Genomic DNA, 1,123 nt, shown 5'->3' with positions numbered 1-1,123 from the left:
GGCTTTGTTCAGCAGGGCATGGCTGCAGTTGGTTGCAGACGCAACTAGGCATTTTTGACGCAAACGGCCTTGCCGAAGCTGTTCCACAGATTCACGAGGTTCGCGATAATCACGCCCTCGCGCTGCTGAGATTCGGTTTTGCGCGTCAGTAGCCGCGCACCGATGCAACGCTTGATTCGCGAGATCTGCGCCTCGACCAGCGCGCGCTGGCCGTACCCGTATTTGTTGCGGAACGCATGGATGCCCTTGTCCTTGATGTACCGAACGAGATGGTCGTGCCAGCGCGTCGCCGGCTGATTGTGACCGACCGCATTGGCCGGTGGGGGAATCACCGGCAGCACGCCGCAGGCTGACCGCGCCTCGGTCTGCGCAATACTGTAGTACGCGCCGTCGGCGATCACGCAGTCGACGTTCGCGTCGACTGCCAGCATCGCATTCAGGCCCGCCTCGTCGGAGACGTTGTCCTCGGTAATCGCGATCTGGTGGACATTCATCTCCGGGTCGATCGACAGATGCATCTTGCGCCACGGCGTCTGGCTCGCGTCGCGCCCGTACTTTTGCCGATGCCATTCGCTGGCCCGGCCAAAGCTCATGCCGCTGCTGTCGACGATCAGGCTGATGGCTTCGCCGTTGCGCAGGCGTTCGGCCACGCGAGCGCAGCGTTGTTTGACCTGAACCTCGAGCGTACGGAACCGCTCGCTCAGAAGCCCGAAACTCGGTACCCCGATGTCGAGTCCGCGCAGCGCCCGGAATTCGTGCATGTGGCCGGTGATCTGCCGCATGCCCCAGCCGAACAGCCGGTAGAAGATGAAGATCAGTTCGAGGTACGCATCGCTGTACGTCCGGGACTGACCCGACACGCCCTTCTGGTAGGGCGTGTCGTTGATGAACAGCGCCTTCAGGTCTCCGTCGGGACAATACAGGCTGAGTTGCCCGCGCCGCTTCAGGCTTTCGTTGTACTCGTGTGCGTTTGTTACCGCATAGCCCGGCTTCGCTCGTTTGCGCGGTTCGCCCGTCTTCAGTCTTGCCTTGTAAGGCATGAAAGCTCGCTCGTCGGATAGATCTCCGGACTCTTTCTACCCGACCCACGGCCGCCGCGCAAGCGGCCCTCTTGAACAAAGCC

1 protein-coding gene is annotated in these 1,123 nt (G+C 61.8%); it reads right to left on the bottom strand.

Going from position 1 to position 1,123, the window contains the following annotated elements; all coding sequences use genetic code 11:
* Nucleotides 1-44: 44 nt before the first annotated feature.
* Nucleotides 45-1,040 (bottom strand): IS5 family transposase, encoded by a 996-nt coding sequence (locus GCT19_RS42145; protein ID WP_152855099.1) that lies wholly within the window; start codon nt 1,038-1,040, stop codon nt 45-47.
* Nucleotides 1,041-1,123 lie beyond the last annotated feature (83 nt).

Source organism: Paraburkholderia atlantica, from assembly GCF_009362785.1.
Taxonomy (GTDB): Bacteria; Pseudomonadota; Gammaproteobacteria; order Burkholderiales; family Burkholderiaceae; genus Paraburkholderia; species Paraburkholderia atlantica.
The sequence above is the reverse complement of the archived record's forward strand: the minus strand, read 5'-3'. Positions and strand labels throughout refer to the sequence as shown.

Excerpts from the sequence above, each read along its gene's own strand:
- GCT19_RS42145 (WP_152855099.1), bottom strand. The coding sequence starts at position 1,040 with ATGCCTTACAAGGCAAGACTGAAGACGGGCGAACCGCGCAAACGAGCG.